General features: G+C 70.3%; 27 protein-coding genes and 1 pseudogene. 9 read left to right on the forward strand and 19 right to left on the reverse strand.

Going from position 1 to position 23875, the window contains the following annotated elements; translation table 11 throughout:
- Both ACCP09_RS13300 and ACCP09_RS13305 read right to left on the reverse strand, forming a co-directional pair.
- A complete protein-coding gene (locus tag ACCP09_RS13300; protein ID WP_433746294.1) occupies positions 1–1179 on the reverse strand; it encodes a hypothetical protein in 1179 nt (392 codons plus the stop codon).
- Positions 1176–2732: an ABC transporter substrate-binding protein gene (locus tag ACCP09_RS13305; RefSeq protein ID WP_433746296.1), complete on the reverse strand. Its 1557-nt coding sequence runs from the start codon at positions 2730–2732 to the stop codon at positions 1176–1178. Before ACCP09_RS13305 ends, ACCP09_RS13300 begins: the two co-directional genes overlap by 4 nt.
- Before the next feature lie 140 nt (positions 2733–2872).
- Between ACCP09_RS13305 and ACCP09_RS13310 the strand changes: the two genes are divergently transcribed.
- The 3 genes from ACCP09_RS13310 (at position 2873) to ACCP09_RS13320 (ending at position 6984) form a co-directional block, all read left to right on the forward strand.
- Complete coding sequence (locus tag ACCP09_RS13310; protein ID WP_433746299.1) at positions 2873–3532, forward strand: helix-turn-helix domain-containing protein; 660 nt, start codon at positions 2873–2875, stop codon at positions 3530–3532.
- A gap of 730 nt (positions 3533–4262) precedes the next feature.
- Complete coding sequence (locus ACCP09_RS13315; RefSeq protein WP_433746302.1) at positions 4263–5300, forward strand: alpha/beta hydrolase fold domain-containing protein; 1038 nt, start codon at positions 4263–4265, stop codon at positions 5298–5300.
- A 40-nt stretch (positions 5301–5340) separates the two neighbouring features.
- Positions 5341–6984: an AMP-dependent synthetase/ligase gene (locus ACCP09_RS13320; protein ID WP_433746304.1), complete on the forward strand. Its 1644-nt coding sequence runs from the start codon at positions 5341–5343 to the stop codon at positions 6982–6984.
- A gap of 45 nt (positions 6985–7029) precedes the next feature.
- Here ACCP09_RS13320 and ACCP09_RS13325 read toward each other — a convergent pair whose 3' ends face one another.
- Positions 7030–7425, reverse strand: coding sequence for an SDR family NAD(P)-dependent oxidoreductase (locus tag ACCP09_RS13325; RefSeq protein WP_378362696.1), 396 nt, complete (start codon positions 7423–7425; stop codon positions 7030–7032).
- Positions 7426–7699: 274 nt separating this feature from the next.
- Here ACCP09_RS13325 and ACCP09_RS13330 point away from each other — a divergent pair, with 274 nt between their 5' ends.
- Both ACCP09_RS13330 and ACCP09_RS13335 read left to right on the forward strand, forming a co-directional pair.
- Positions 7700–8584, forward strand: coding sequence for a cupin domain-containing protein (locus ACCP09_RS13330; RefSeq protein ID WP_433747047.1), 885 nt, complete (start codon positions 7700–7702; stop codon positions 8582–8584).
- Positions 8515–8670 (forward strand): annotated as a pseudogene (locus tag ACCP09_RS13335) (SDR family oxidoreductase); the annotation flags it as partial. The gene ACCP09_RS13330 and the pseudogene ACCP09_RS13335, both read left to right, overlap by 70 nt.
- A 366-nt stretch (positions 8671–9036) precedes the next feature.
- On the opposite strand, the gene ACCP09_RS13340 reads toward ACCP09_RS13335, so the two are convergent.
- The 7 genes from ACCP09_RS13340 to ACCP09_RS13370 are packed head-to-tail and all read right to left on the reverse strand — an operon-like array spanning position 9037 to position 13732.
- Positions 9037–9378, reverse strand: coding sequence for an indolepyruvate ferredoxin oxidoreductase subunit alpha (locus tag ACCP09_RS13340; protein ID WP_433746307.1), 342 nt, complete (start codon positions 9376–9378; stop codon positions 9037–9039).
- Positions 9379–9403: 25 nt separating this feature from the next.
- Positions 9404–10414, reverse strand: coding sequence for an NAD(P)/FAD-dependent oxidoreductase (locus ACCP09_RS13345; protein WP_433746310.1), 1011 nt, complete (start codon positions 10412–10414; stop codon positions 9404–9406).
- Entirely contained in the window at positions 10411–11154 is a 744-nt protein-coding gene (locus ACCP09_RS13350; protein WP_400987107.1) for a dienelactone hydrolase family protein, read from the reverse strand. The genes ACCP09_RS13345 and ACCP09_RS13350 overlap by 4 nt, the downstream gene beginning before the upstream one ends.
- Positions 11155–11180: 26 nt before the next feature.
- Entirely contained in the window at positions 11181–12191 is a 1011-nt protein-coding gene (locus tag ACCP09_RS13355; RefSeq protein ID WP_433746313.1) for a TAXI family TRAP transporter solute-binding subunit, read from the reverse strand.
- Positions 12188–12466 (reverse strand): DUF4242 domain-containing protein, encoded by a 279-nt coding sequence (locus ACCP09_RS13360; protein WP_167499152.1) that lies wholly within the window; start codon positions 12464–12466, stop codon positions 12188–12190. Before ACCP09_RS13360 ends, ACCP09_RS13355 begins: the two co-directional genes overlap by 4 nt.
- A gap of 52 nt (positions 12467–12518) precedes the next feature.
- Positions 12519–13082 (reverse strand): hypothetical protein, encoded by a 564-nt coding sequence (locus ACCP09_RS13365; protein WP_433746317.1) that lies wholly within the window; start codon positions 13080–13082, stop codon positions 12519–12521.
- The gene (locus ACCP09_RS13370; protein ID WP_400987101.1) at positions 13082–13732 is read right to left on the reverse strand and encodes a hypothetical protein; all 651 of its coding nucleotides are present in this window, start codon (positions 13730–13732) and stop codon (positions 13082–13084) included. Before ACCP09_RS13370 ends, ACCP09_RS13365 begins: the two co-directional genes overlap by 1 nt.
- Before the next feature lie 221 nt (positions 13733–13953).
- On the opposite strand from ACCP09_RS13370, the gene ACCP09_RS13375 reads away from it, so the two are divergent.
- Positions 13954–14451: a MarR family winged helix-turn-helix transcriptional regulator gene (locus ACCP09_RS13375; protein WP_400987099.1), complete on the forward strand. Its 498-nt coding sequence runs from the start codon at positions 13954–13956 to the stop codon at positions 14449–14451.
- Between the two features lie 26 nt (positions 14452–14477).
- On the opposite strand, the gene ACCP09_RS13380 is transcribed toward ACCP09_RS13375, so the two are convergent.
- Genes ACCP09_RS13380 through ACCP09_RS13405 form a run of 6 tightly spaced genes read right to left on the reverse strand, consistent with a single transcriptional unit; the run spans position 14478 to position 18507 of the window.
- Positions 14478–14642: a hypothetical protein gene (locus tag ACCP09_RS13380; RefSeq protein WP_400987098.1), complete on the reverse strand. Its 165-nt coding sequence runs from the start codon at positions 14640–14642 to the stop codon at positions 14478–14480.
- A complete protein-coding gene (locus ACCP09_RS13385) occupies positions 14629–15552 on the reverse strand; it encodes a VOC family protein (protein WP_433746322.1) in 924 nt (307 codons plus the stop codon). Before ACCP09_RS13385 ends, ACCP09_RS13380 begins: the two co-directional genes overlap by 14 nt.
- Positions 15553–15555: 3 nt before the next feature.
- Positions 15556–16413, reverse strand: a complete 858-nt coding sequence (locus ACCP09_RS13390) for a fumarylacetoacetate hydrolase family protein (protein WP_400987094.1) — start codon at positions 16411–16413, stop codon at positions 15556–15558.
- Positions 16410–16727, reverse strand: a complete 318-nt coding sequence (locus ACCP09_RS13395) for a Dabb family protein (RefSeq protein ID WP_433746325.1) — start codon at positions 16725–16727, stop codon at positions 16410–16412. Before ACCP09_RS13395 ends, ACCP09_RS13390 begins: the two co-directional genes overlap by 4 nt.
- 19 nt (positions 16728–16746) lie before the next feature.
- A complete protein-coding gene (locus ACCP09_RS13400) occupies positions 16747–17955 on the reverse strand; it encodes an acyl-CoA dehydrogenase family protein (protein WP_433746328.1) in 1209 nt (402 codons plus the stop codon).
- 33 nt (positions 17956–17988) lie between these two features.
- Complete coding sequence (locus ACCP09_RS13405) at positions 17989–18507, reverse strand: flavin reductase family protein (protein WP_123686272.1); 519 nt, start codon at positions 18505–18507, stop codon at positions 17989–17991.
- Between the two features lie 137 nt (positions 18508–18644).
- Between ACCP09_RS13405 and ACCP09_RS13410 the strand changes: the two genes are divergently transcribed.
- On the forward strand, positions 18645–19400 hold the full coding sequence (locus tag ACCP09_RS13410) for a FadR/GntR family transcriptional regulator (protein ID WP_123686273.1): 756 nt from the start codon (positions 18645–18647) through the stop codon (positions 19398–19400).
- A gap of 78 nt (positions 19401–19478) precedes the next feature.
- Complete coding sequence (locus ACCP09_RS13415) at positions 19479–20786, forward strand: MFS transporter (RefSeq protein WP_433746333.1); 1308 nt, start codon at positions 19479–19481, stop codon at positions 20784–20786.
- A 102-nt stretch (positions 20787–20888) separates the two neighbouring features.
- On the opposite strand, the gene ACCP09_RS13420 is transcribed toward ACCP09_RS13415, so the two are convergent.
- Positions 20889–21254, reverse strand: a complete 366-nt coding sequence (locus tag ACCP09_RS13420; protein WP_433746335.1) for an antibiotic biosynthesis monooxygenase family protein — start codon at positions 21252–21254, stop codon at positions 20889–20891.
- Positions 21251–21952 carry a class II aldolase/adducin family protein gene (locus ACCP09_RS13425; protein ID WP_433746338.1) on the reverse strand — a complete coding sequence of 234 codons (702 nt, stop codon included), beginning with the start codon at positions 21950–21952 and terminating at the stop codon, positions 21251–21253. Before ACCP09_RS13425 ends, ACCP09_RS13420 begins: the two co-directional genes overlap by 4 nt.
- Positions 21953–22140: 188 nt before the next feature.
- On the opposite strand from ACCP09_RS13425, the gene ACCP09_RS13430 reads away from it, so the two are divergent.
- Positions 22141–22971, forward strand: a complete 831-nt coding sequence (locus tag ACCP09_RS13430; protein WP_433746341.1) for an IclR family transcriptional regulator — start codon at positions 22141–22143, stop codon at positions 22969–22971.
- A 60-nt stretch (positions 22972–23031) separates the two neighbouring features.
- Here the strand turns inward: ACCP09_RS13430 and ACCP09_RS13435 are convergent, their stop codons facing one another.
- Positions 23032–23841, reverse strand: coding sequence for a fumarylacetoacetate hydrolase family protein (locus tag ACCP09_RS13435; RefSeq protein ID WP_433746344.1), 810 nt, complete (start codon positions 23839–23841; stop codon positions 23032–23034).
- Positions 23842–23875 lie beyond the last annotated feature (34 nt).

Consider the following 23875-nt stretch of genomic DNA (forward strand, 5'->3'; position numbering starts at 1 on the left):
TCAGCCCCTGACGTCGAGGAGCACGCTGCCCGGCTCCACGTCCTGGCCGGTCCAGAGCACGACGTTCCCCGGCCGCAGCCTGCCCAGCAGCGCCAGTGTCAGCGCGCGCTGGCCGCCGGTCGGGATGAGCCCGCCGTCGGGCACGGCGACCACGCCGTCCTCCCGCAGCACCGCACACCCCGACCACGTGGCCGTGTCCGAGGTGGACGTCCGTTGTGGACCACTCGGCCGCGCGGCGTACCGGTGCCCGCGCAGCGCCTGCCCGAGGTCGGCCGTCCACTCGTGCCCGTCGAAGCCCACGACGAGCGTGAGCGTGCGGGTCCCCGCCGGTCCTGGCGGACCGGGGACGTGCCGGTCGGACAGGCTGACCACCTCGACCTCACCCGCCGCCTTCGCGGGCGCGGACAGGGTGGCCGTCTCCTGGCCCGTGGCGGGTACGAAGAACGCGACGTCCTCCGGCACGAGCGTGCCCGTGCGGTAGGTCAGCAGGTATGCCGGGCCGAGCACCGGCCCGTCCAGCGCGACCGGCGGCAGCACCACCGCACCGCCGTGCTGGAACCCGTACGCGCCCTCGGCCCGTGCGCCGGCGACGACCTCGGCGGCGAACCGCACGATCGCCTCGTGCGCGATGCGACGGGTCATGACCTGGACCGCGAACCAGTCACGGGCGTCCTGCAGGCGGGTCAGCCCGTCGGGCCCGGCGAGCACCGGCACCTCGGCCGGGTTCGTGAACGGGATCAACGCGTCCCGCAGCAGCACGAGCTGCCACAGCCACTCGTTGTACAGGTTGCGTGCCGGATGCAGCTCCGGCCCGCCGATGAGCCTGCGGACCACCGGCGGGATCCACGAGTAGCCGACGCAGCTGCTGTGGATGTCGGCGGGACCAGTCTGTCGCGGTGGCGGTGCGTCCGCGACGAGGTCCAGCACCAGTGCCGAGACCGCGTCGGCGTTCGCGGCCAGTTCGCCGCGCACGCCCTGGTCGACGAGTCCCGCGTCGAGGCGGAGGGTCGCGTAGGGACCGGAGGTGGCCAGGCACGCGGCGAGGCCGGCGACGAAGTCGGCCCTGGTCTCCTCCCCGCCACCGGCGGCGTCGACCGCCGCGTCCAGCAGCGACCGTGCCGCGGCGACGAACGAGGCGGCGGTCACCGCGCGCCCGTCACCGAAGTCGTGCCACGTCATGCGTCCACCTCCGCGTCGGAGAAGATCGGACGGCCCGAACCGTCCAGCCGCACCCCGGACACCCGGGGTGCCAGACCGATCGACGAGGCCTGTTCGAACAACGGGATGCCGTGCCCGCCGGCGAGGATCGCCTTCGCGGCCGTGTCCACGGCCCGTGCCCGCTCCTCGGGGGCGAGGACGGTGGCGATCGCCGCGATCGCGGTGTCCAGCTCGTCCGGTGCGTTGCGGCGCAACGGGTTCGCGCTCGCCACCGGGTACAGGCTCGCCAGCACCGCCGGGTCGCCCCGGGTGACGGCCCACGACACGAAGTCGTAGTCACCGGCGCTCTGGCGTGCGCTGTTGGTGGCGTCGTCCAGCGGTGTGACCCGCAGCTCGATCCCGACCTCGGCCAGCTGCTGGGCCATGAGCTGGTAGACCGCGCCGTACCGTTCGGTCGCCGAGTACACCAGCGTGAACGACGCCCGCACGCCGTCCGCGCCGGGTCGCAGCCCCGCCGCGTCGAGCAGGCGGACCGCCTCACGCCGGTCGGAGGCCAGGTCCCGCGACCGGTCGGCGTAGCCGGGCGTGGTCGAGGCGAGGACGTCGGTCGCCGGGCGCTCGCCTGCCGACAACAGCGGCGCGAACTCCGCGCGGTCCAGCGCGAGGCCCACCGCGCGGCGCACCGCGGGATCACGCAACGCCGGCCGCGATTCGTTGGGCAGCACCGTGTACACGACGCCGGGCCGGGTGCCGGTCAGCAGCCGGGGACCCTCGCCATCGCCGCCGAACGACGCTTCGTCCTGCTGGAGAACCTGCAGGTCGGCGTCGAGCTGACCGGAGACGAGGCTGCCGTGCCGTGCGCTCGGATCGGTGACGATCGCGAAGACCAGCGTGCGCACCCGTGGGGTGCCCTGGCGCGTGGCCAGGTCGCTGGCCCACGCGTAGCCCTCGCGGGCGGTGAGCCGCACCTCCTCGTTGAGCGCCACCGCGTCGAGCACGAACGGGCCGGAACCGGTGAGCGTGCCCGCGCACCGCTTCTCCGGGGTCTCCGCCAAGGTCTTCGGCGAGAGCATGCCGAGCGTCACCATGGACGTGGCCTGCAGGAACTGCGCGCTCGGGGTGTCGAAGCGCACCTCGACGGTGCGCGGGCCGGACGCGGTGGCGCCCGCGTACCCGGCGAGGTAGGTGGCGCCGAGCGGGGACCGGGCGCCGAGCGCGGCCACGTCGTCGAGGTTGGCGACGACCGCGGCGGCGTCCAGCGGGGTGCCGTCGCTGAAGGTGACACCGTCGCGCAAGGTGAACGTGAACCGCGTGGCCCGCTCGTCGACCGTCCACGACTCCGCCAGCCACGGCACGATCTCGCCGGTCTGCGGGTCCTGGTCGGTGAGCGAGTCCACGAACTGGCGGGACACCTGGAGGTTCGGGGTCTGCGGGGTCTGATGTGGATCGAGGCAGCCGATCGGCGCGGCGAGGCCGGCCCTGAGCGTGGCCGGCGGGCCGTTCTCGGCGGTGCCGGTACCGCAGGCGGTGAGCACGGCCGCCCCGCACAGGAGGAGGGAGCTTCGTCGTAGCACGGGCCGAGTATGTGTGCCGGAATCGTCGCGGCCGGGCTCGCGTTTTCACTCTCCGGAAAGCGTTCACGGAGTGGGACGACGGCTGCCGTTGTCGGACCGCGTGTTAGTTTCCGCGCGGAGTAGGGGAAGGGAGCGCAGCGATGCCGCCTCGAAGTGTCGCCGCCCGCGTGCTGTCGGTGCTGGACGCGGTGGAGCGGGCGTCCGGGCCGCTGCAGGTCACCCAGATCGCCGCCCGCACCGGGCTTCCCGTCGCGACGGCGTGGCGGATGGTGCGGGAGCTGACCGAGTGGGGTGGCCTCGAACAGCAGGCCGACGGCCGCTACCGCCTCGCGACCCGGGTGTGGGCGATCGGCAGCTCCGCCCCGTGCGTGCGCAGGATCCAGCGCGACACGTCCCGCCACATCCGTGAGCTGGCGGCGGCGACCGGCAGGACCGCCTACCTCAGCGTTCTCGACCAGGACGAAGCGCTCGTCGTCAGCCTCGCGCACGCCGGTCGCGGCACGCCGGAGGTGCACGAGGGCAGCAGGCTCCGCGCGGACGCTTCGTCGGCCGGATTGCTGTTCAGCGCGTTCGACGGCCCCGACGGCAATCCTGTGCGGGACGGGCGGATCGCGGTGCACCGCGACATCACGGGCCGCTCGTCGATGTCCGCGGCGATCACCGACAAGGCCGGCGCCGTGGTGGCCGCGCTGACCCTCGCCGGCGGCCGGGGCGAGGCATGGCTGCGACTGCGGCCCACCCTCGCCGACGCCGCGCGCACAGTCCGTTTCAGCATCTACCGCGACGAGCTGCTCGCGTAGTCATTCCTTGCGGTGAATGCGGGTGTCGCCGGCCGAGGTCAGGAGAGTCTCGGTCGGCCGAGGGTTAATCGCGGCGCGGCGGCGACGACCTGCGGCATCAGGTCTGACCACTGCTCGAACTTGACCCGGGTGGCGTGCACGATGAAGCCGATCAGCTCTCGCGGCTCTTCGATCGACTCGATTTCGTGTCGAAGTATCCCTCGGCTGGCGCCTGGTTCAACCCCCCACGGTAGGTGCAGAGCAGCACGCGTCGCGATCCTGGCGAACCGCCATTGTGTTGTGGTGATGACTGCTCAACCTGCTGCTGGCGTTCGACACGTTGATGGCCGAGTGCAGTGCCACGAGGGCGGCCGAGCGGATGTCGGTCGGGCAGCGGCGATGAGCGCGTCGTTGTCCCGACTGCGGAAGTTCTTCGAGGGGAGGGCCGGTCGCTCGTGCCGACCACCCGGGCGCTGCAGCTGATCGAGCTGCAACGCGGCGGCGTTCCGGACCCGGCCAGTGTCGACGACCCCGGGCTTGTCGCCTGGTATTCCCAGTTCGCGAGCCGGCGTCCACGCCCGCCGCGCGACCCCCTGAACCGGGACGCCTGTTACCTATTGCCAAACGTAACGTCTCGACCTACAGTGATGCGCAATGTGACCGAGACCACGATGAGGTGGGCATGACTGCGACCCCGTTCCTTGCCGCCCCCGGATTGCCAGGCCGACTCGGCGACGAGGCCCGCTCACCCGTGAGTGACGAGCGCTTCTCCCCGGCAATGCTCGCCGGCCTCGCTGCCGTCGGACTCGAGGTCACCGGAGCGCCCCCGCCCGTCTCCTCGTCCGACGACCTCGAGACCGTGCTGGCGGCCGTCCGCGCCGCACACGACGGGTTCCAGGCGCTGTACGAGACGATCGACCTGTCACTGCCCGGCGACAGTGACGACGTCGACGTGAGCACCGCAAGCATCACCGGTGTGGACGGCAACGAGATCACCCTGCACATCTTCCGGCCGCGTGGCGTGGACGGCCCGTTGCCCGGCGTCGTCTACACGCACGGCGGCGGCATGGCGATCCTGACCACCGACAATCCGGTGCACCGCCGCTGGTGCACCGACGTCGCCCTCGCCGGTGCGGTCGTCGTGATGGTCGATTTCCGCAATGCCTGCACCGCGGCGACCCACGACCCCTTCCCCGCCGGGGTCGAGGACTGCCTCACCGGTGCGGTGTGGGTCCACGAGCACAGGGGCGAGCTCGGCGTCTCGTCGGTCGTCATCCAAGGTGAGTCGGGCGGCGGCAACCTGGCGATCGCCACGGCACTGCTCGCGAAGCGGCGGGGGATCGACGTCATCGACGGCGTCTACGCCAGCGTTCCGTACATCAGCGGTCGTTACGGGTGGGACCGCGAACGGCGACTCGCCGAGCTGCCTTCGCTGGTCGAGAACGACGGGTACTTCATCGAGACAGGCATGATGGCTCTCCTCGTCCGTGCCTACGACCCGCACGGCGAGCACACCGAAGACCCCATCGCGTGGCCCTACTACGCCACCGAAGAGGATCTGCGCGGTCTACCGCCGTTCGTGATCTCGGTCAACGAGCTGGATCCACTGCGCGACGAGGGAATTGCCTTCGCCCGCAAGCTCGCGCGAGCCGGCGTCGCGGTGTCGGCACGGGTGAACCTGGGCATCGTCCACGGTGCCGAGGTCATCTTCCGCCACTACGTCGGTGCCAGCACAAAGGCGGCGGTCGCCGACATCGTGGGGTTCGCGAAGCGGGTGCGCGGGAACTGACCTCGTGCGCGAACGCACGTCGACCCGTGAAGGAAGGTCCGTGTCGCACAGTTCACCCGATGCGCGGCTGGAGCAGTCCAGCTCGTTGTGCGAGGTCCTCCTCGCGACCGCTACCGCGCGACCCGATCAGCCGGCCCTCCGGTCACCCGAGTCGAAGGTCGAGTGGACATACCGCCAGGTGCTGGCCCGCATCGGTGAAGTGGCGAGCCGTCTCCGGGAGCGAGGTGTCGGTCGCGGTGACGTCGTGGCCCTCATGCTGCGCAACCGGCCGGAGTTCCACGTCGTCGACGCCGCTGTCATGTTCCTGGGCGCCGCGCCGTTCAGCCTCTACCACACTTCGCCGGCCGAGCAGCTGAGACACGTCCTCGTCGATTCCGGAGCACGCCTCCTCGTGACGGAACGAACCTTCGCGGGCGTGGTGGAGGCAACCCGACGACTGGGCACTCCGTTGGAGCAGGTGCTGGTGATCGACGGGCTCGCGCCGGAACTTGCCGCGGACACGACCGAGTTCGACTTCTCGTCCGCAGGCGTGGGACCGGACGATCTCCTGACGTTGATCTACACGTCGGGAACCACGGGGCCGCCCAAGGGTGTCGAACTGACACACCGGGGCATGCTCGAGGAGCTCCGTGGAGTGCATTCGTCCCTGCCACTGAGCGGCGGCGGCCGCCAGATCAGCTTTCTGCCGGCGGCCCACGTGGCCGACCGATGGGCTTCGCACTACTCGGCCTTCATGACCTACGGCAATACGGTGACATCGGTAGCTGATGCGTCCCAGCTGTTCGATGCGATCGCGGAGGTCCGTCCGACGATCTTCGGCGCAGTTCCCCGGATCTGGGAGAAGCTCAAGGTCCGCGCAGAGGAGGAATACGAAGGCGACCTCGTCTCCGACGTACTCGAGAACCCGGCGCTCGCCGCCCACGTCCGCGAACGCCTCGGACTGGACGCTGCCACTTGGGTCAACACCGGCGCTGCGCCCACACCGCCGAGTGTCGTGGAGTTCTTTGACGCCCTCGGTCTTCCGCTCTGCGAGGTGCTGGGGATGTCGGAGCTGTCCTGTCTGGTCACGATCAGCACGCCGGCCAGCCGGCGGCCGGGAAGCGTCGGCAAGCCGTTGAGCGGCGTCGAACTCGCGCTCGCCGACGACGGTGAGCTTCTCGTTCGAAGCGCTCAAGTCATGCGCCGCTACCGTGGCCTGCCCGAGAAGACGGCGGAAGCGATCGACGCGAACGGCTGGTTCCACACAGGTGACGTCGCCCGGATCGACGGAGACGGATTCGTGTGGATCGTCGACCGCAAGAAGGAGCTCATCATCAACGCGGCCGGCAAGAACATGTCTCCGGCCAACATCGAGATGGCAGTGCTCGCCGCTGGTCGTGCGATCAGCCAGGTGTGCGTCATCGGAGATCGGCGCCCCTACAACGTGTGCCTGGTTGTGCCGAATCGTGCGGCGTTCGGCCCCGGCGACACCGACGCGGCGCTGTCAGCTGCCGTCCAGGCACAGATCGACGCCGCGAACGCGGCTCTCGCTCGCGTCGAGCAGATCAAGAAGTTCGCCGTCCTGGACGCCGAGTGGTTGCCCGGCCACGAGCTCACACCCACGATGAAGCTGCGCCGCCGAGCGATCGCTGACAAGTATTCGGGCGTGATCGAGGGCCTCTACCGCGACGGTGGGCTTGCGTGATGGTGGCAGGGCAGGCCGACCGGAACACGTCGGCCTGCGCGCCCGCTATCCGCGGGGAACCGTCTCCAGGACGAATCCCCGGGGCGGCCCGGACAGCGCGGCCTTCGCCTCCGCGCCGAACCGATCGGCGATGATCTCGGTCGTGCCGGCCTCGATCCCGTCGAGCGCGGTCCGGACGATGTCCACCGGATCGTTCATCACCGCGTCGCTCGCGTGCGTGCGCATGGTCTCGGTCGCGGTGGGGCCGAAGACCACGCCGCTGACGAGCGTGCCCTGACCGGCCAGCTCGAGCCGGACGCCGTTCGTCAGGCTCCACTCCGCGGACTTGGCGACGGCGTAGGCGTTGTTTCCGTCGTAGCTCAGCCACGACAGGTTCGACAGCACGTTGAGGATTGCGCCGCCGCCGTTGCTGCCCAGCGCAGGCGCGAAGGCCCGGATCATCGCCAGGGTGCCGTAGAAGATCCCCGTCGACGAGGTTGACTCCGCAGGAGACTCCGGCGTTGTTGACCAGCAGGGTGACGTCCCCGGCCACGGCGGCGGCCGCCGCGACCGACGCGGGGGTCGGTGACGTCCAGCGGCAGCACCTCGACGCCCGGAAGATCGACCATCTCCGGCCGTCGTGCCGTGGCGTAGACCTTGGCCGCTCCCCGCTCCAGCAGTTCCCGGGCGAAATGCCTGCCGAGGTCCCGGATGGCTCCGGTGACGAGTGCGGTTGCTGGAAGTACTGGCTGACGTGCTCGCCGTTTCCGGTGTCCGGGGCACGATCGGCACCCGGATCGAGGCCGGTGGCACGTGGGGGATCCGCCTGGAGGACTGTCCCGGCGAGGCGATGCACGCCATCACGTCCGGCAGCGCGTGGCTGATCGTGGATGGCGCGGAGCCGCGCGAGCTCACGACCGGCGATGTCGTGTTGCTGGCGGCCGGGACCGTGCACACGCTCGCGAGCGCGCCCGGCGTCACGGCCCGCGCCTGCGACGCGGCGGGCGCAGCGCGTGCCCGCGAGTCCGGCGAGACGGTCACGATCGGGTCGGCGCCGGCGCGGACCCGGCTGGTGACCATTCACTACGACCACGACCCGGCGGTGCGCACCCAGGTGCTCCGGGCGCTTCCTCCGCTGGTCCACGTGCGCGCCGATGCCGGCGCGGCGTGTTTCGACGACGCGGTGCGCCTGCTCGGCCGCCAACTCGCCCACCCGCAGCCGGCGACGGCCGCCGTGCTGAACAGCCTCGCCGACGTCATGCTGATCCAGGTGCTGCGGGCCTGGCTGGCGACCTGGCCCGCCGAGCAGCGCGGGACGTGGCTCGGCATGCTGGCCGATCCGGTCGTCGGGGAGGCGCTGGAACGTATCCATCGTGAGCCGTCCCGGCCGTGGACCGCGACCACCCTGGCGTCGGCGATCTCGGCGTCCCGCGCGACGCTCGCTCGCAGGTTTCCGGCTGCGATCGGGCAGAGTCCCGGGGCTTACCTGACGCAGTGGCGGATGGACCTCGCCGCGGTCCGGCTGCGCGACACTCTTCACCAGGGAGTGAGCGGCAGGTTTGGCTGGCCGACCGCATCCCGCTCAAGCGGTTCGGCGAGCCCAGGGAGATCGCGGAGATGACGCTCTTCCTCGCCTCCGACGCCTCGTCCTACATCACCGGCGCCGACTTCCCGGTCGACGGCGGCCTCCCGCTGGCCGTTCGCTGACCACTGGTGCGCCGGCGGGTCGTGCCGCTCGATCCGGGTGCCGGACTGTACAAAAAGGAGCCTGGGTGCGACGAGGTCTGGTGGCCCCCAGGCGGGACCACCCCTTCCGCCCCGTCGCCGCATTGAGCGCCAGTCCACGTCGGCCGAGCGGGTTCCGGCTCGTCGCTGGAGACGCAGACGGGTGGGCTGCGCGCCTTGCGACGTGGGGCACGGGCGAGCTGCGTTGCCCGCAGGCGGGTATACGAGGACTCCGCGTTGGCTGGTCAGGCACGTGCTCGAACACGCGCGCAGCCGAGCTTTGGGTTCACGCTGCTGGGCCGTGCTGAGGCAGGACCGCAACGTCGACCGGGGCGGTGGGGGAGAAGCTCACCCGGTCTGGTCCTCGCCCGTGCTCGCGGCCAGCTCGGTGTCGACCCCGATCGGGCCGAGCAGCGAGGCGCCGCCTGGTGAGTCGAGGGGCTCGGTCCTGCCGGGCAGTGGCTCGGCGAAGAACCGGGCGTTGTCCTCGGCCCATTCGGGAGCGTCGGGCGGTGGTCCCTTCGTGATGGCGTCGACTGGGCAGGCCGGCAGGCAGTTGCCGCACTCGATGCATTCCAGGGGGTTGATGTAGCGCTTGCGGGCGCCCTCGTAGATGCAGTCCACGGGGCAGGCGTCGACACACGACCCGTCCAGTTCGTCGACGCATTGCGCGCCGATCACGTATGGCATGGGTGGTCCTCCTTTCCACAGCGCGTCACGCGATTCGCGCCGCGTCCATCAGTTCCGTTGAGTGGCCGGGGAACACTGCCTCACCAGGGCGCAGTGCCGCCGCCAGGTTGTTGATCGCGGTCGCGGCTTCCCCGAAGCCGACGGCCATGATGCGCACCTTGCCGGGGTGCGCGGTCACGTCGCCGATCGCATAGACGCCGGGGACGTTGGTGGACATCCGCTCGTCGACCACGATCTGGCGGCCGGTCAGGTCGAAGCCCCACGAGGCGAGGGGACCGAGATCGGCGGTGTGGCCCAGAGCGGCGATGAGGGCGTCGGTGGGCAGCTGCTGCTCGTCGCCGTCCCGTCCGCGCACGGTGACCGCCTCGAGCCGGCCGTCGCCGTGGGTGGCGACCACGTCGGCGTCGAGGATGATGCGGGCGTCGGTCTGCTGCAGCCGGCTGACCGAGCGCGGGTGAGCGCGGAGGGTGCGGCGCCGGTGCACCACGGTCAGGGAGCGGGCGACCGGCGCCACCATCAACGACCAGTCCACGGCGCTGTCGCCGCCGCCGACGATCACGACGTCCCTGGCGTGGTAGTCGGTCAGGTCGCCGAGGGAATAGCTGACCCCGCGACCGAGATGCGGCTCTGCCGCGTCGAGGCGGCGGGGCCGGAAGCTGCCGATCCCGGCGGCGACGACAACCCCATCGGCCTGGACTCTCCGCCCACTGCCGGTCGTGACGGTGAAGCGGCGTTCCCCACCGGCCGGGTTCCGATCCAAGGTGGTGGCCTGTTCACCGAGCACCCAGGTGGGAGCCGCGACCTCGGCCTGGGTGACCAGCGCCTTCGTCAGTGCGGCACCGGTCACCTCCGGCAGGCCGGCGACGTCGTACACCGGCTTTTGCGGGTACAAAGCCATCAACTGCCCACCCGGCTCGGGCAGCGAATCGAGCAGCACCACGGACAGCTCCCGCAGGCCCGCGTAGTACGAGGCGAACAGGCCACTCGGGCCCGCACCGACGATCAGGACATCGGCGTCGAGATCGGCGGTGCTCATCGCCCCGGGGTCCCGAAAACGTCGGCGAGGAGCGACGTGGCCTGCTGCCACGCCTGCCGCGCCGCGGCCTCGTGGTACATCGCGGGGCGGGCGTCGCAATGGAAGGCGTGACCCGCGCCGGGGAACACCGCCATCCGCAGGTCCACTCCGGTGCGCCGGGCAGCGCTGGAGATCGCGTCGCGATGCTCGGCCGGGATGGTCGGGTCCTGGTCCCCGACGATCATGAGCACGGGCCCGGTGATGTTGTCGATGCGATCGAGCACCGCATGCGGCCCGGCGACGACGCCCGGGCCGTAGAAGGCGACGGTGGCGCCGAGTCCCAGAGTGGTGGTCGCCGCGGTGAACGCCGCCCGGCCGCCGAAGCAGAACCCCAGTACGGCGGTTCGCTGGACCGGAATGTTCTCCTTCTCGTCGAGGTGTTCCAGCACTGCGACGACGTCGGTGTCGATCTGGTCCGGCGTGATCGCGTCGATCAGCGCCATCGCCTTCTCGCGGTCGGCGTAGTCGATCGTGCCGCCACCGGTGCGGTGGAACAGTTCCGGTGCCAGTGCGAGGTAGCCTTCCGCGGCGACGCGTCGCGTGACGTCCTGGATGTGGTCGTTGACGCCGAACGCCTCCTGCAGGACCAGGACCGCGGCGGGCGGGGTGACGGGGTGCTCCGGGCGCACGCGGTAGACGCGCATCGGACCGTCGCTGGTGGACAGTTCCAGCCAGTCGCCCGGGGGTTCGGAGGTGGTCATGTCGGTGTTCTCCTTCTTCGGGGCGCTCAGGCCCACATCAGGGCGCCGGCGGCCGACGCGCCTTCGCCGAGCGCCGCGTAGGTGGCTTCGGCGGCGGGGTGCAGCGGAACGGGCGTGCTCGCGATCGCCTTCGGGTCGAGTGGGTAGCTGACCGGGCTGCGGTCCGGAGGCAAGTGGTGGTACTGGACTTCCAGCGCCTCCCGGGTCGCCACCAGGCACCAGGCGATCATCGAAGCGATGTCGTCGGGCAGGTCCGCCCGGCACACGAGCAGGAAGTCGGAGAACTCCAGCGCCTCCAGGTCGTGATCCAGACCGGGCAGATAGCCGGCGGGCACGGTGGCGGTGGGCCAGTGCCAGTCGGCGAACGCCGCGACCACCGCGGGGTCGACGTCGAGGTAGGTGACCGGCCTGTGCTCGGCCACCCGTTGCCAGGCGGGGGTCATGATCGCCTCGTGAATGAGGACGTTGGCCCCGCCGTCGCGGAACGCGGCGATCGCCGGGAACGGCCGTTCCGCGTAGAGCATCGACCCACCCGCCTGCTCGAGGCGCCCCGGTGTGATGCCGTGCGCGCCGAGCAACCGGTGAGCGGCGGCCCCGATCAGGTTGACCCCGTCGTCGGGGCTGGTCGCGATGCGCAGCGACGGCAGCAACTCCGCCAGCTCACCGGTGTGCGAGACGCCGAGCGCGGCGTCGACGCACGTCACCAGGCGGTCGCGCTGGGGGAGCGTGCCCAGGGCGCGGAGCCGGTCGGCGCCGGGCACCGCAAGGGGACCGGCGCCGGCCGTGATACCCGCGGCCGCCGCGGTGGGGGTCAGAAGTGCCGCGTCGACGTCCTGCGCGAGCACGGCCCGGACGGCATCGGTGCCGCCGCGCCCCGACCAGATCCCGAACCGGGATCCCGGCGCCGACCGGTCACCGATCTCCTGGCACAACCAGCCACAGATGCGGTGCAGGTTCGCCTGGCCCCAGTCGCCCTGGAAGATCAGGGAGATCTCCCGGTCGATGAACGGCTCGGGCGGGGTGGCGTGCTCGGTCACGAGGTGGCCCCGGAGGTCATCGCCGCGAGCTGGGCCTCGTCCAGGGTGTAGTCGATCTCGTGGATGTCGTCGAAGGGGAAACCGATCCGCTCGAACTCCTGCTCCACCGCGTCCTGGCTGTCGGCCTCGTAGATGGTGACGATGAATCCCGAGCGCAGGTTGACGAACAGGTTGCGGAAGCGGGCGTGCACGCCCTGGGCGACTTCGGGCCCGTAGCCGGCGATCTCGTCGGCCGAGAGCCCGGGCGCCTGGTGGAGGGTGAGGAAGGTGGCCATCGTGTCAGCTCTCTTCGTCGAGTGGTCTGCGGATGAGGTTGGTCGCGGCGGTTCAGGCCGAGGCGAGTTCGTCGCGGAGTTGCCGGGCGACCTCCGGCCAGCCCGCGAAGGGAGCCATGTCGATCAGCGGGTGCCGGGTGCCGCAGGCCGAGCACGTGCGCAGTGCTTCGCTGTCGTTGAACTCGGCACAAGCGTCGTAGTACGACTGCTGGGAGATGGTGTTGGCGGTGTCCCACTCGACCCGGTGCACCTCGCCGTCGCAGCCGGGGCAGTACCACGCCACCCCCTCGAGGCCGGGGTTGCGCGCTTTGTAGCGGATCTGCACGCCCTCGTCGGTGGGGAGGATCCGGTGCGGAGTGCCCGCGGGGATGTAGACGTGGTCGCCGAGCTCCAGGGTGAACCACTTGACCGACGAGTCCTTGAGGTGCACGACGGCGGATCCGGACAGCTGCGCGATCACCGTGTCCTTGCCGCAGAGCAGCCAGAACGGCTGCGCGACCGTGTTGCGCGAGAGGTGGGCCTGCGGGTCCAAAGTGGCCGGCAGGACCGGCGTGTCGGCGTAGTCGCCGAGGTCCTGCGCGGCCTTGAGCCCGTTGAGCATCCGGCGCCTGGCCATCACCGCACCGCCTTCTTCTCGCCGAGCGCGCGGATCGCCGTGCGCAGCGCTTCCTTGGAGCGGTTGGCGGTGCGGGTCTGCTCGACCCACCGCGACCAGCCCCACTTGTGTTCGGGGAACGTGTCGTTGACGTGACCGCACTTCGAGCAGGTCCGCACGGCGTCGTCGTCCATCTGGGCCGCCGCCTCGACGCTGCCCCAGATCGTGCTGAACACCGGGTACTCGTCGTCGTGGCTCCCGCCCCACTGTTCGGGCTTGTGCCCCTCGACGCCCTGCGGCGTCGAGTCGTACTCGAAGCGCAGGAGCTGCTCGTGGCACTTCTGGCAGCGGAAGATGATCGCCTCGCGCTGCTTGTCCTCATCGGACTGGCGCTGGGTGATCGTCATGACCGCGTAGGAGTCCGGGTCCTTCGGGTCGCGCAGGAACGAGTTCACGCCGTGCAGCGCCTGGTTGGCGAAGATCTGCCCGGTCTGCAGCATCGCTCCGCTGGCGCCGAAGACGACGGTGAGCTCCTCGACGGTGTTCCAGTGGAAGAAGTGGCCGAACTCGCCGTCGTCCGGGTCCCCGGTGAAGATCGCGCCGCACGGCACGATCGCGCCCGCGTCGTGGTAGGGGAACAGGGCCTGCAGCTCGCAGGAGGCACCTGCCATGCGTTCGAAGACGTTCGCTTTGAGCGGCTCGCGATGGCCGGTCGGTGGCGGAATCCGCGGGGGCGCCGCGGAGCCGGCCGCGGCTGAACTGGTGGTGGACATCGTCGTCTCCAGGATTGGTGTCTGCGGATCGCAGTGAGCCGATTATTGTCTCGAGGCTCACAATGTGTCAACTAGCTGACAACATGGTCGGCCGTGGACGGCTGTGTGAGGATGTCGTGGTGGGTGCTGAAGACTTGACGGCGGCCGGGGACGCCGTCACCCGGCTGGTGTTGACCACGTTCCGGGCCAACGGTGACTTCCTGGCCACCGGTGACCGGCTCACGGCCGAGCAGGAGCTGACTGCCGCGTTGTGGCAGGTGCTGGGCGCGATCTCCCTGGCCGACCGCCCGCTCACCGTCGCGCAGATCGCCCGGCGCATGGGACTGTCCCGGCAGAGCGTGCACGCCTCGGTCCGGCGCCTGGCCCGGCGGGGTCTGGTCGAGTTCGCGCCCAACGAGGATCATCGCCGTTCACCGCTCGTCCGGCGCACCGATGCGGGCGCGACCGCTTACGAGACAGTCGACCGCAAGCGGGTGGCCTGGGCGAACCGGCTCGGCGACAGCATCCCCCTGGCGGACCTCGAGACGGCCGCGCGGGTTCTGGACGAGTTGTGCCGGCGCCTGGAGGACGGTCCTGAGCACGTTCAGGCCGCCGAGTCGCCTGACTCGGCGGCCTGAACGGCTCGATGGGCATCGTCGTCACCTCACGCCGGAGCACCGCGGTGTCTCGTCGGCCGGTCCGCGGTGGGATCCGCGGGCTCGGTGCCCGGGCGTCCGGCGACGACCTCCTGCAACGCTTCCAGCAGCTCGCCGGGAACGCCGCACAGGGCGTCGCCGGTGCCGGACGTCGTGGCGTCAGCTGGGCGCATGCTGACCGGTCATCAGCTCGGCCAGGTCCTCCGGCTGGAGGAACGACGGCGGCGGCGGGGGACCCCAGTTGAACAGACCCTGCGCGCCTTCCCAGACCTCCGGCTTCCAGATCTCGTCCTCGGGAATGCAGTCCATGTCGGAGTAGTACTCGGAGAAGTTGCCTGCCGGGTCCTTGAGGTACCAGAAGAAGTTCGACCCGGCGTGGTGGCGGCCGAGCCCCCACACGTGCCGCTCGGGGTGCCCGTCCAGCATGGCGCAGGCGCCGCGGCCGACGTCGTCGACGTCGTCGACCTGCCAGCTCGTGTGGTGCAGGAAGTTCACCGGCGCGGCCATCGCCAGGACGTTGTGGTGATCGACGGAGCAGCGCATGAACGCGCCCTTGTCGCTGATGTAGTCGCTGACCTTGAACCCGATGCCTTCGGTGAAGAACCCCATCGTCGCTTGCAGGTTCGTCGTCCCGAGCACCGCGTGGCCGAGCTTCTTGGGCTGAACCGGCGTCGTGCGCAGCACGCCGGGGGCGCGGGCGCCGGTGCGCTCCAGGCGGCCAGGGCCGTTGTAGCTGGTCGCCGGCACCGGCTCCTGAACGATGCGGGGCGCGACCTCGACACGGACCACAGCCCCGGTCACCGGTTCCGTGGCGCGCAGGACGTTGCTGTCGAAGTCCCGTGGCACCCCCAGGCGCTCGAGTCGCAGGGCGATCCGGGTGATGTCGTCGGTGTCGTCCACCCCGACGCCGAGCTCGACCAGGCGCCGGTACGGGGTGCGCACGAGGCGCAGCTGCTCGCCGCCGTCCCGGGTGGCGAACACCCCGTCGCCGCGGTGGTCGAGCCCAAACTCCGTGTAGTAGGCCGCGGTGGCGTCGACGTCGGGCACACCGATGGTGACGCTGGTCAGTCTGTGCAGGCCCATGGCTCATGCCTCCTGGGACTCGGTGAAGGTTTGGTTCAGCTCGCCGATGCCCTCGATCCAGCTCCGCAACGTCTCGCCGGGCTTGATGAACCGCCGCGGCTGCCGGCCCTGGCCGACGCCGGCGGGGGTGCCGGTGAAGATCAGGTCCCCCGGGTACAAGACGATCGTCTCCGACAGCTTCGACAGCAGTTCCGCGACCGGGAAGATCAGGTCCCGGGTCCGGCCCTGCTGGACCACCTCGCCGTCGAGCGCGCAGCCCAGTTCGAGGTCGTCCTTGTCGGGCACCGAGTCCGGGGTGACCAGCCAGGGGCCGACCGGAGCGAAGCCGGGAAAGGACTTGCCGAGGCTGAACTGCGGCGCCGGGCCGGCCAGCTGGCTGATCCGCTCGGACAGATCCTGCCCGACCGCGAGGCCGGCGACGTAGTCCCAGGCCTCGGCCGCGTCGATGCCCGCCGCTCGTGCGCCTATCACCACCACGAGCTCGACCTCCCAGTCCGTGTTCCCGCCCGGTGGCAGCACCACCCGGGTGTCCGGTCCGCTGAGGCTGCTGTCGAACTTGGTGAACACCGGTGGCAGCCGGTCCGGGACCGCGAACCCGGACTCGGCGGCGTGCTCGCGGTAGTTGAGCCCCACCGCGACGATCTGTCGGGGCGCCGGCGACGGGGATCCGAGCTGAGTGCGGCTGAAGGCGGTCGCGCCGGTCGTGTCGGCTGATTCGGCCCAGGAGCGGAACCCCTTCCAGTCCTCGTAGATCGCGGGCAGGCCGGGGCCGAACTTGCCGCCGCTGGCGGACTCGACGTCCACACCACGGTCGTCGGCGGTGAGCAGGACGGCGCGTCCGTCCACATTGGCCAGCCTCATGTACGCTCCTCTGTCGATTCGATGGTGCGCCCGCCGTCTGCGAACTGGACGCCGTGCCTGTCGGCGACCATGACGGGGACGTGGCGGGCGATGATGTCCTTGTGTTCCGGGTGGTTCAGGTAGTTCAGCAGCGCGTTCTCGGTGTCGAAGATCGCGGCGACCGCGAAGTCCGCGTTTCCCTCGCGCCGGCCGAGGTCGGGACCGCAGGCGTACGAGCGGAGGCCGGGGAGGGTCTCCGCGAGCTCACGGAGCTCCTCGGCGAGGGCGAAGGCGCCCGCACGGGTGACGCCGGGTCTGAAGGTGAAGGTGACCACGTGGTGGAACATGTCGCCCTCACACCAGTGGGGTGATGGACTCGTCGACGCCGAGCAGTGCCTTGCCGTACACCTCGTAGCTCACGGCGGGGCTCACGACGGCGTGCCGCGCCGCCGTCGCCGAGTCGCGCCAGATGCGCTGCAGCGGGTTCACCTCGGCGAAGGATCCGGCGCCGTGGGCGGACAGCAGGATGTCGATGGCGCGGGTGATGCACTCGGCCACGTGCCCGGTGTCCGAGCGCACCCGGGCGCGGGTGAGGAAGTCCGGGTAGACACCGCGGGCGGCGGCCTCGTCGATGTCGTCGGCAGCCCGGTAGGCGTGCAGGTGAGCGGTGTCGATGAGCCGCGCCGCTTCGGCGATCTGCAGCTGGAAGGCCGTCGAGTCCCGCTGTGCGGTGAAGAACGTGTAGGAGATCGGCTTCTTCGCCGCCTTGCTGGTCACGAGGTCGAGCGCCGCCCGGCCCATGCCCAGCTGTGGCCCGACCAGCACCAGTGCGAGCACCGGGACGAACGGGGACCGGTAGAGCGGTTCGCTGTCCTGCCGTTCGGTCGGGTAGTCGCCGGCGATCGCCTGAGGCACGCGCATCACCCGGTGTTCGGGCACGAACACGTCCTCGGCGACCAGGCAGTTGCTGCCGCTGGACCGCATGCCGGCGACGAACCACGTGTCCTCCAGGTCCATGTCCGCCCGCGGGATCAAGACCAGGGCCTGGTCCACGACCTCGCCCGACTCGTCGGCCAGTGGGACGCCCAGAACCGCCCAGGTCGCGTGCCATGAGCCGGAGTTGTAGTACCACTTCCCGGTCACCCGCCAGCCGCCGTCGACCTTGACCGTCTCGGCGGTGGGGGTGAGCACACCCGACACCTTCGCGTCCGGGTCGTCGCCGAACACGTCGTCCTGGGCCTGAACCGGGAACAGGCTCGTCAGCCAGGCGCAGACGTTGGTCAGCGTCAGCACCCACGAGGTCCCGCCATCGGCCTCCGCGACGGCGGCCGAGACGTCCAGCATGGTGCGCATCGAGGTCTCGTACCCGCCATAGCGCTTGGGGGTGGCGAGCTTGAAGAGACCGGCGTCGGCCATGGCCTGGATGCTCTCCTCGACGACCCTCCGGTCGGCCTCCCCGGCGGCGGCGTTCTTGCTCAGCAACGGTTTGAGGTCGCGTGCGCGGGCCACGAGTTCCGAGGCGCTGGGAACGGTCACGACCGGCGAAGTGGTTTGGGCTGTCATGCGGTTCTCCTGGGTGTTACCGGTGGATGCTGTTCAGCTGGACAGTGCGGCGATGTGGTCGGCGATGGGCCGCCGGGGCCGGCTGCTGAACCGGGAATGGGTGCCGAAGGTGCGGTAGCCGTACACGAGCGGAGCGACCTGGACGGACGAGGCGTGGGTGACGAGGCCGATCAGGAGGAGGTGATCCCCGGCTTCGACCGTCTGCGAAAGGTCGCACGCCGCCCAGCCCGCGGTGCCGTCGAGCCGGGGCAGGCCGCTCGAGCTGGACCATCCGACGCCGGCGAACCTGTCCAGGCCGCGACGCGCGAACGCCGCTGCCGTGTCCTCCTGCGCCGAGCTGAGCACGTTGACGCCGAACCGCCGCGTCTCGAGGATCCGGGACAGCAGGGCCGATCGCCGGTCGAGGGCGATCGACAGCAGCGCCGGTCGCAGCGAGACAGAGGCAAGCGAGCTCACCGTCGCGCCGTGCGGGCCGTCGTCGCCGGAAGTCGTGACCACGGTGACCGGGGCGCAGACCCCCGCCATGAGATCGCGGAAGTGCTGATCGAGCACGATTGCCTCCGTTGGCAAATCCACCATGCTGAATTCTGATGGTCAGTCTGGGAGGAGGCCTGTTCATCTGTCAACCGCTCTGGCACAATTCGCCATGTTGGATTTGGCTGCAACGTGGTCGAAGGGGTTTGCCTGCGATGACCTCCGATATCCCTGCCCTGCGCAGGGAGGACTGGGAGCCCCGCCGTTGGCGCAACCTGACCCGTCCGGAGCGCGCCGCGGAGGAGATCGCGGCCCTGGTGGCCGGTCTGGAGCCGGGGGACCGCCTGGGCACCAAGGAGGAGATCCGAGCGCATTGCGGAGTGTCCGTCGGCACCTTCAACGAGGCACTGCGGCTCGTCCAGCAGCGCGGGCTCGTGCGGGTGAAGTCCGGACCAGGCGGGGGACTGTTCGCCGACCAGCAGTCGCCTCTGGTCCGGCTCGGCAACTCGATGCTCGCTGTCGATCACGACGCCGCGTCGGTGGCCGACGCCATTCGTCTGCGCGACGCGCTCGACCCGCTGCTCGTCGAGGACGCTCTCAAGTACGCCTCCGCGCAGGACATCGCCGCGATGCGCGCCGAGCTCCGGAGGATGAAGACCGCGGCCGACGATCGCGACGGTACCGCCTTCATCCGCGCCAACTGGGCACTCCACGCTCGCATCGCCGAGGTCAGTCCCAGCCCGATCCTGCGCCCGCTCTACCTCAACCTGCTCGAGATGGTCGAGTCGCATCTGCTCTCGGTGCAGCCCACCGGTGAACAACCGCTGCCGGAGTTCATCCAGGAACGCTACGAACTGCATGTGGCGCTCGTCGACGCCATCGCCGCCGGCGACGTGAAAGCGCTCGACGTCATCGCCGAGCACAACACGACCAGCCGCCTGTCGCACCGTGCCGGGCCGGCACAGCACTGATCTGCGCGTAGTCCCGGAGACGGCGTCACCGTGCCGTCCCCGTGCCCCACTCTGCCCACCGGAAAGGAGTCTGCGGCAATGGCGCTTGCGGACGAGACCACGAACCAGCGGGTTCACGAAGACGTCGCCGTCGAACGACGAGCCGTGCTGTCGAGTTATCTCGGCAGCACGATCGAGTACTACGACTTCGCCCTCTACGCGACAGCCTCCTCCGTGGTGTTCGGACCGGTGTTCTTCGCCGGGCTGGACCCACTCGTCGCGACGGTCGCTTCCTACGGGACCCTGGCGGCCGGATTCGTCGCCCGCCCGCTCGGCGGCTTGGTGTTCGGGCACTTCGGGGATCTTCTCGGTCGCAAGAGGATGCTCGTCGTCTCGATGACCGCGATGGGAGTGGCCTCCACCCTCATCGGTGTGGTGCCCGCGATCCCCGTGTGGGGGCCGCTGCTGCTCGTGCTGCTGCGGGTGGTTCAGGGGGTCGCCATCGGCGGGGAGTGGGGTGGCGCGGCACTGCTGTCGGCCGAGCACGCCCGCGGAGATCGCCGCGGCATGGCCGCGTCGTTCACCATGGCCGGTGCCCCCACGGGAACCGTGCTGGGAGCTGTCGCGCTCGCGCTCGCCGGGCTGCTGCCCAAGGACGACTTCCTCGGGTGGGGCTGGCGGGTGCCGTTCCTGTGCTCGGCGTTGTTGCTCGCCGTCGGACTGTTCGTGCGGGTGAAGGTTGCCGAAAGCCCGGCATTCGAGGCGGCGTCGCGGAGCCGGGCCCCAGGCCGCCGTTTCCCCTTGGTTGAAGTCCTGCGCCAGCCCCGTGCCGTCATCGTGGTCTGCCTGACGTGCCTCGCCGGGTTCGCGATCCAGGCCGTGTTCGCCACCTATGGCATCACCTATTCCGTGGCACACGGATTGTCGAGGTCCGAAGCGCTGCTCGCGTTCGCGATCTCCCAGGCGCTGGCCATCGCCGGGATCCTGGGTGCGGCCTGGCTGTCGGACCGTTACGGCCGGCGGCCGGTCATGCTCGCCGGGCTGGTGGCGATGATCGTCCTGGTCCACCCCGTGTTCGCGCTGCTCGCCTCGGGCGGCTTCTTCCTCGTCCTGGCCGGTCTCGTGCTGGCGCTGGCGCTGTGCCAGAGCGTGGCGTTCGGGCCGGTGGCCGCTTTCATCAGCGAGCAGTTCCCGGCGCGCGTCCGGTACACCGGGGTGTCGCTCGGGTACCAGACCGCCAGCGTGCTCGGCGCCGGGACCACCCCGCTGATCGTGTCGTCGCTGGCCGTCGCCGGAGGTGGGTCGGTCGTGGGAATCATGCTCTTCCTGGCCGGCCTGTGCGTCGTGAGCGGCCTGGTGATCGTGCTGTTCGCCCGGGAGGGTAAGAACGCGGACATCCGGTCGTGACCGGCCGGTGATCTCTTCCTGCCAGGCAAGAGCGGTCCGCGCCCGGGTGCGACTCGGGCGCGGACCGCTCGGAAGCTGACGGGACGTGGTGCTCCAACCCGGTCAGGCGACGCAGACGCCGGGCACGGCGATGCGGGTGAACAGGTGCGGGGAGATGGTGCACGTGTCGGGGTAGCGCGCGATGAGGCTCTGGAACTCCTCCGATGCGAACGCTTTCGCGATGGCCTGGGCGTTCTCCCAGAGGGCGATGTTCACGAAGCTGGTGCTTCCTCCGGTTCCCTTGTGCATCTGCGCCCCGAGGCAACCGTGGTCGAGCATGAACGCGGCGTCCTCCTGCCACAGCTCGAGGAAATCGGGTTCGAACTCGGGTGGGACGGAGAACCGGTTGATCAGGACGACCGGGTGGGAATCGGCGCTCGCGAGTTGCTGGCGGAAGGTGGTGGACGGGTCCATTTCGACGAATTTCACAGGGCTGTTCCTCTCGGTGTGATCCTGTTGTCCGGTGCTGTCCGGACGAGGTAGTCGTAGCCGGCTCGGAGCTGGCCCGGGTTCCAGATCTGCTCGTTCTTGAACGCGATCTCGGCCTCGTCCGACCAGGTCCGTGGACCGCCGGCCGCCATGGCCATGAGCTGGGTGCGGCACGCTCGTTCGAGCAGGACGGCGTACATCACCGCGGTGGGCGCGTCAGGGCCCGCCGTGACGGCGCCGTGGTGGGGCATCAGTGCGCCGTTGGCATCGCCCAGCGTGTCGGCCAGCGCGCGTCCGAGATCGCTGCTGGCGATGAGAGCGCCGGTCCGGGTGAACCGTGGCAGCTTCGCGAACGGAACCCCGTCGTGGGAGACCGCCCGCAGCGGTTCGTCGAGAGAGGCGAACGCCGCAAGTGCCGGGGCGTGCGTGTGGACGACGCAGCCGACCTCGGGGCGCTGCGCCATGATCTCGGTGTGGATGGGGTACTCGATGTGCCGTTTCCCCACTCCGTCGAGCACCTCGCCGGTCGGGGCGACCAGGAGCACCCGCTCGGCGTCCACCTCTTCGAACCCCCAGCCGGAGGCCTTCATCCATACCCCGCGGCCGGCGGGATCACGTATGGAGGCGTGCCCCCAGACCATGTCCGTCAGCCCGGCGACGGCGAGGGCCCGGCTGGCGGCCGCCACTTCGTCGCGCACTCCCGCCGGATCAGCCGGTTCCTGATGATTTGCAGTGTGGGTCATGTCCTCGGTCTTCGTGTTCGGCCACCTGGTGAAGTTCCGGATGACCCGGTTCTGAGTGAACGGAGTCCCCGCAGAGGTGACGCAGGGATATAGTCGATCGCTCCACGCAGAAGGTGTCACGATGCGGAACAGATGCCCGTATTATGCGACGGAGCCACGGTGTATTCAAGGGTTGTCATCCTCGCGATAGCCTGCTCTGCGTGGATCCTGAACCCGCTGCACGTCCTCCCGGTCTCATCGGGGCTGTCGACAACGTGCTTCGGCTTCTCCGGCTCTTCGAGGACCGTGAGGTGCTCCGGGTCAATCAGGTGAGCAGGGAGATGGGGCTGTCCCGCTCCACAGTGCACCGGATGCTGACCACCCTCGGGCATCACCGTTTCGTGGTGCAGGACGAGCACTCGCGCGGGTACCGGGCCGGGCCGGCGTTGGTGGACATCGGGCTGGCCGTGGTCCAGAACATGGACGTGCGCGCGCGTGCTTACCAAGCGCTCGTGCGGCTTCGCGACGAGACGGGTGAGACCGTCCACCTGGCGACGCTGCGTGGCAGCGAGGTGCTGTACGTCGAGGGCGTCGAGAGCGCGCAGGTCGTGAAAACCGGCGCCAGGGTGGGCTGGACTTTCCCCGCGCACGCCACCGCGGCGGGCAAGGCGATGCTCGCCCAGCTCACCGAGGACGAGCTGACCGCGCGCTACGCCGGTGCGACGCTGAGTGCCCCCACCGAGCGGTCGATCACCTCGCTGGGTGCGCTCCGGGCAGAGCTGGCAGAGGTGCGGCGGTGCGGTTACGCCGTCAACGACGGCGAGAACGAAAAGGATGTCTGCGGCGTCGCGGTGGCGGTCAAGGACCGACAGGGGCGCACCCGCGCGGCGGTGGTGGTGACCGGGCCCCGGTCCAGGGCCGACCAGGGGTGGATCGACCGGGTGTCGCGCTCCACGTTGCGCGTGGCCGCGGACCTGACGGACGCCATCGTGTAGGCCGTCGCCGTCGTGCCCGGGCCGGATCGCCGCCGGGCGCGGGCGCGCCGAGGGCGGGCATCAGCGGACCGGAGTCACCTCGGCGGGCGGCTTTGGGCCGCGATCGGCCCCCAGTGTGGGCGAGCTGATCGCGCCGGTGCTGGACACGCCGACCTCGAGCCGCCCGACGCGCGTGATCTCGACCGCGATGTGGTCGCCGTCGTGGACTTCGCCGACCCCGGCCGGGGTTCCGGTCGCGATGACGTCGCCGGGGTGGAGTTCCATGACCGAGGAGATGTAGGCGATCAGGCGCGGCACGTTCCAGATCAGATCCTTCAGGGCCGCGCGCTGCCGGAGCCGGCCGTTGACCCAGCAGCGCAGCTCCAGATCATCGACAGGGCCCACTTCGTCCGGGGTGACGAGGTACGGCCCCATCGGGCTGAACGTGTCGAACGACTTGCGCGTGGAGCGGTCTTCACCCCCGCGCATGGTCATGTCCAGCAGACAGGTGTACCCGAATATGTGGTCGGCGGCGCGGTCCTCCGGCACGTGTGAGGAGGTGCGACCGATGACGACCGCGAGTTCGCCTTCCTGATCGAAGCGCCGGTCGTGGTAGGGCAGCCGTACCGTCCCGCTCGGTGGCGTGAGCGAGGAGGGCGCCTTGAGGAACACGCCGAGCGAGCTGATGTGGACTGCCTGGCTCATCTCCTCCTTGTGGTCGAGGTAGTTCACGGGTGCGGCGACGATCTTGCTTGGGTCGGGTACCGGCGGTTGCAGGATCACCGACTCCGGGTCGAGTACCGGAGCGTCAGTGGCGGCACCGAGGATCTCCGCGTGATCAGTCTGGGTCAGGAGGGTCCTCATCGGACTGAGCCCGGTCCGGCCGGGCACGAGTGTGCTCAGGTCGGCGATCCCGGACCGGGTG

The sequence above is a fragment of the Amycolatopsis sp. 3B14 genome, assembly GCF_050958625.1.
Taxonomy (GTDB): domain Bacteria; phylum Actinomycetota; class Actinomycetes; order Mycobacteriales; family Pseudonocardiaceae; genus Amycolatopsis_E; species Amycolatopsis_E thermoflava.

Bases quoted from the DNA above. Each gene is read 5' to 3' on its own strand.
- ACCP09_RS13300 (WP_433746294.1), bottom strand. From the start codon at position 1,179: ATGACGTGGCACGACTTCGGTGACGGGCGCGCGGTGACCGCCGCCTCG.
- ACCP09_RS13345 (WP_433746310.1), bottom strand. From the start codon at position 10,414: ATGAGCACCGCCGATCTCGACGCCGATGTCCTGATCGTCGGTGCGGGC.
- ACCP09_RS13350 (WP_400987107.1), bottom strand. From the start codon at position 11,154: ATGACCACCTCCGAACCCCCGGGCGACTGGCTGGAACTGTCCACCAGC.
- ACCP09_RS13310 (WP_433746299.1), top strand. From the start codon at position 2,873: ATGCCGCCTCGAAGTGTCGCCGCCCGCGTGCTGTCGGTGCTGGACGCG.
- ACCP09_RS13415 (WP_433746333.1), top strand. From the start codon at position 19,479: ATGGCGCTTGCGGACGAGACCACGAACCAGCGGGTTCACGAAGACGTC.
- ACCP09_RS13365 (WP_433746317.1), bottom strand. From the start codon at position 13,082: ATGGCCAGGCGCCGGATGCTCAACGGGCTCAAGGCCGCGCAGGACCTC.
- ACCP09_RS13410 (WP_123686273.1), top strand. From the start codon at position 18,645: ATGACCTCCGATATCCCTGCCCTGCGCAGGGAGGACTGGGAGCCCCGC.
- ACCP09_RS13325 (WP_378362696.1), bottom strand. From the start codon at position 7,425: ATGATCCGGGCCTTCGCGCCTGCGCTGGGCAGCAACGGCGGCGGCGCA.
- ACCP09_RS13385 (WP_433746322.1), bottom strand. From the start codon at position 15,552: ATGGGCCTGCACAGACTGACCAGCGTCACCATCGGTGTGCCCGACGTC.
- ACCP09_RS13400 (WP_433746328.1), bottom strand. From the start codon at position 17,955: ATGACAGCCCAAACCACTTCGCCGGTCGTGACCGTTCCCAGCGCCTCG.
- ACCP09_RS13360 (WP_167499152.1), bottom strand. From the start codon at position 12,466: ATGGCCACCTTCCTCACCCTCCACCAGGCGCCCGGGCTCTCGGCCGAC.
- ACCP09_RS13430 (WP_433746341.1), top strand. From the start codon at position 22,141: ATGCGACGGAGCCACGGTGTATTCAAGGGTTGTCATCCTCGCGATAGC.
- ACCP09_RS13370 (WP_400987101.1), bottom strand. From the start codon at position 13,732: ATGGCAGGTGCCTCCTGCGAGCTGCAGGCCCTGTTCCCCTACCACGAC.
- ACCP09_RS13390 (WP_400987094.1), bottom strand. From the start codon at position 16,413: ATGAGGCTGGCCAATGTGGACGGACGCGCCGTCCTGCTCACCGCCGAC.
- ACCP09_RS13340 (WP_433746307.1), bottom strand. From the start codon at position 9,378: ATGCCATACGTGATCGGCGCGCAATGCGTCGACGAACTGGACGGGTCG.
- ACCP09_RS13380 (WP_400987098.1), bottom strand. From the start codon at position 14,642: ATGCGCCCAGCTGACGCCACGACGTCCGGCACCGGCGACGCCCTGTGC.